This is a genomic window from Nocardioides sp. NPDC000445 (assembly GCF_040300245.1).
In the GTDB taxonomy this organism is placed as follows: domain Bacteria; phylum Actinomycetota; class Actinomycetes; order Propionibacteriales; family Nocardioidaceae; genus Nocardioides.
On sequence record NZ_JBEPDH010000046.1, the window covers coordinates 1 to 3945 of the forward strand.

The 3945-nt window shown below is 67.5% G+C and carries 3 protein-coding genes and 1 pseudogene; all 4 read right to left on the reverse strand.

The window, feature by feature from the left end:
• Positions 1–1652, reverse strand: a 1652-nt coding sequence (locus ABT304_RS30780; RefSeq protein WP_350721229.1) for a caspase family protein, incomplete at its 3' end; no start/stop codon positions are given.
• Complete coding sequence (locus ABT304_RS30785; RefSeq protein WP_350721231.1) at positions 1649–2056, reverse strand: hypothetical protein; 408 nt, start codon at positions 2054–2056, stop codon at positions 1649–1651. The genes ABT304_RS30785 and ABT304_RS30780, both read right to left, overlap by 4 nt.
• A gap of 124 nt (positions 2057–2180) precedes the next feature.
• The gene (locus ABT304_RS30790; RefSeq protein ID WP_350721232.1) at positions 2181–2783 is read right to left on the reverse strand and encodes an antibiotic biosynthesis monooxygenase family protein; all 603 of its coding nucleotides are present in this window, start codon (positions 2781–2783) and stop codon (positions 2181–2183) included.
• Between the two features lie 703 nt (positions 2784–3486).
• A pseudogene (locus tag ABT304_RS30795) lies at positions 3487–3945 on the reverse strand (helicase); the annotation flags it as partial.

The following is a 3945-nucleotide window of genomic DNA, read 5'->3' on the forward strand; positions in this document are numbered from 1 at the left end:
CCGACCACTGCCGCCGGCTCGAAGATGAACTCGGCGCTTGCGCCTTCCTCGACCTCGGTCCAGTACGAGCTGAAGCCGTCGTAGGGGATGAACAGTGCGAGGGTGGCCAGTCCAGCGCCCGCCATGGCTGATACAACCCAGACGGGCTCGACCGGACCAAGGTCGCGATCCCTCGGCGACACGCTCAAGCACGCCCGGCCTGCCACGACGGCCCCCACTCCGCCGCACACGACAAGAAGACCCAGAACAACACCGATGGCACCGATCTCCTCGAGGGAGAACTTCACCAGTCCGATGCCGGCGGCGCCCATGAGGATCCCGACCACGATGAACAGTCCTGCTGCGTCGGCTGTAGCCAGCTGCTCACGGCGGAGCTGGCCTGCAGCGAAGAGGAGAGCAAGGGCGGCAAGCCCTGCCTCGAACGGCGTGACGACCGCGAACGAGTCCCAGGAAGTCGGGGCCTCGGCCAGCATCGGCAACGGAATCGCAGCCAGGAGCACCACGGCAGCTATTGACGCGACGGCCGGCACCCACGCAGGTGGCCTGGGCTCGGTAGCTGCCACCGGCCGCGGGCTGTGCTCGGGCTCGCGCGCGACAGCGGCTTCGGCTGCCGGTGCGGGTGTGTCTGGCAAGGGCGGTACGACTGTCGGCTGCTCCGGGGCGGCCGGTGTCGGTTCGGGCGAGGCCTCGGCGGGCCGGCGAGCTCGTTCGGCCGACGCTCGCACGACACGCTGTGTGTCATGCTCAGCCATGTCGTCCAGCGCCATGCGGGCCGCAGCGGCGCGAGCGGAGTCCGTGTCGTCCAGCAACGCGGCCAGCTCCTCCACAGCACCGAGACGCACATTGGTGAATGGACTCGAGATGGCCCCACGCAGGTCGGCCAACAGGTCCACGGGTTCAGGTGGGCGGTTGCTGCGGGCGATGTAGAAGTCCCCCTGCACGTCGAAGACCCACTTGCCCGGAGTCTGCGACGGCGTGACGGTCCGCACCCGGTCGAAGGCGAAGTCGTACAACTCGTCGACTGACACGAAACCGTCACGATCCCGGTCCGCCTCGCCGGTGGCCAGACCCTCGACCAGAGCCGAGGTGAACACCGACGGCTTGCCCTGGCCGGCAAGTTGGTCGCCCTCAAATGAGTACTCCATCGCGCTCGACGCCGTCAGCACGATCCGCCCGCGGCCATCGAAACGCTCCATGATGTCCATGCGCTCGTCGCCGCGATTCATCATCCCGCGCGCGAACGCGCCGCTGTAGCAGCAGTCCAGGAACAGCACGATGCGCCGGGATCGACTCCTCGTCATCTGCCTGTTCACATAGTCGGCAGGCAGGGACGTGGCGTCCAGGTGGTCGATCTCGGTGTCCGGCGTAGCGAAGTAGAGCCTCCCGTCCTCATCCTTCACCCCGTGGCACGAAAGATGCAGCAGGAGGAGATCGTCAGGTCCGCGGTCATCGAAGAAGCGAGAGACCTTGCGCCGGACCACATGCTCCGGCTCGTTGAGTGACACCTCGACTTCAAAGCCCCCGATCTCAGCGTTCCGGAGCACGCGTGCCAGTTGCTCGGCGTCGGTGGCGGGCGCGCGAAGCCTGCTCAACCGCTGGTCGTCGTAAGTGTCGTTCGCCACCACCAGTGCGCTGCGCCGACCCGCGGTCATGGCACCGGTGAGGACGTAGGTGGTTCCGGCTTCCCTGACCCGTGCAGGGCTGCGACGAACTCATCGATGAGTCGATCCTGCTGCTCTCGCGACGCCGAGTCGATCTTGAGTGTCTGGTCGCCGATGGTGAGCTCGACCGCGTTGGCCCCGCGAGTAGAGGACATCCACCCCCGTATCACCCCCACGATGGCGGTCACGGCGACCAGCGACTCCTTGAAGCCCACGAGCAGAACCCCGATCTCCGCGACGTCGATGCCACGGGTGCCAGCAGGCGCCTCGCCCGCGCTCGCGCGTTCGACATCATCGACGCCGAGGTCCAGCAGCTCCCGGCGTAAGACCGAACTGAGCTCATCGAGACGCTCCACATCAGGATCGTGGATCGTGATGGTCATCTGGCGACTCATCCTCGGCTCCTCGCTTCAAAGGACTCCCTTACGGTCAGTGTCCTCCCAGACCGGGGGCTCGTCAGCGGATTCACCGACACGGTGGCCGAGCCCGGCCAGGGCGGGCTCGGCGAAGACGTGGACGTCAGGCCATCTCAGGGACATGCAGGTGCGCGTACGCGAGGTCGAACTCGTGCACGTCGACGATCTCGCCGCCCGCGTCGCTCGCGGCCCGGCTGCGCATGTCGTCGGCCGCCGAGCGGCTGGCTTCCATCGCGGCGCGGGACTCCCAGGCCGTGGTGGCGCAACCCAGGCCGGACGACCGGTTCATCAGCAGGCTGGCGCTGCAGAACCCAGCGGTCTGCTCGAGCTGGGGAAGGATCCCTACCCGGAAGGTCTCGGCCATGGCGTCGAGGTCACCCTGCAGCCAGCTGACGCGGGCGCACTCGCCGTGATGGCTACGGTGCATGACGACGATCTCCCACTCGTCGACCTGCATGGAGCCGCCGAGGATGTCCTTCCCTCGATCGCGTACCGGGCGAAGCTGCTCATCGCTGGCGCGCATGGCCGCCTCGTCTTCCCACGAACTTGTTGCGATGCACTGCCCGGTCTCGCGGTCGACCAGCATCGAGAGGCCGCGACAGCCCTCGATGCTGTCGAGCAAGGGCCCGACCTCGTCCTTGACGAATGCTATGCCCGCGTCGATGTTGCCGGGGTTCCCGTGGAACGTACTGGAACGTGCGTACACGGCCCGCTCCTTTCTAGGGCAGGGCAGTGCCCGGACCGGCACCGCCGGTAGTTCCCTGTCTACTCCTCTGGGCGCGGGGACGCCATAGCCAAGCTCTGCGGTTCTCGGCCCCCGTCGGGGCTGGGTCCGACATTTGCCTGTGCTGGATGGAGATCTCCTCGGACGTCCGCTCGCGGCGAAATGATGCGGCGAGGTTGGCCGCGTAGGTCGCCTTCATGGATCTTGCGCTGCCGGGATGGGAAGCGGCGGCGGTTGTCGGCGCCGCGCCTGAACGAAACTGTCGGTACGCACGCCTAGAGTTCGTCAGGTGATCACACAATGAGCAAGGACGCCGCAATGCGGGCGATGCGCGAGGCCCGGTATCGCGAAAGGCAAGGTGCGTCGACCGCCGACTCGACGCCGACCAGATCGGCGGTTCGACCTGCGAAGGCCCAGGCCGCCAAGACGGCTGCTCCGCCTTCGCCCGCCGAGGCGCTGTGTGGCCACCGTTCGATGAGTGGACGCACCTGCACACGCGAGCAGGGCCACGAGGCAAAGAGCCACCGCTACTCCTAGCGCTCAGCCGTCTTACCACGTCAATGCAACGCGCCTGCCCATCAATAGGAGCCGGCGCATCGAACTCGAAGACAGGCGGCGGAATGCCGCGCCACCTCTCTGCATGGGTTTCTCCACGGTGCCGGTGTGCCTTGCATGAGCGGAGAGGTCAGGCGCCGACCTCGGTCAGGGCGGTGGAGGGAAGCCAGTCGGCGCCGAGGAGCTGGGCGAGGGCAGTGAGGCCGGTGATGTCGCTTCCCACCGTGGCAGAGGCCGCAGCGATCCGCTCGACCATCAACCTGCCGACCTGCTCCTCGACGGTGCCCTCCGCGTACGCGATGTGCCACGGCGAGAGCTGGTGGTCGCGGTGGGTGCGGCCGGTCACCTGCCGTCCCGCGATACCCGAGAAGCGGGCCTGGTGGAACACGCCGACCCGCGGCTCGCTGCTAGCCCGGCGACCGTCGGCGAGGATTTCGCCGGCGTGCAGGCTGATCGAGGCGACCGTGGTGAAGACGCAGACCTTCGCCTGCCCAGTCTGGAACCGGAGCCGCTCGGCCTCTGCATCGAACCGGTCGCGGCCGTAGATCGTGGCGACTTCGAGGCCGGAGTCACGCAGCCGGTCGGCGAT

Coding starts and splice junctions, on each gene's coding strand:
- ABT304_RS30785 (WP_350721231.1), bottom strand. CDS start 2,056: ATGAGTCGCCAGATGACCATCACGATCCACGATCCTGATGTGGAGCGT.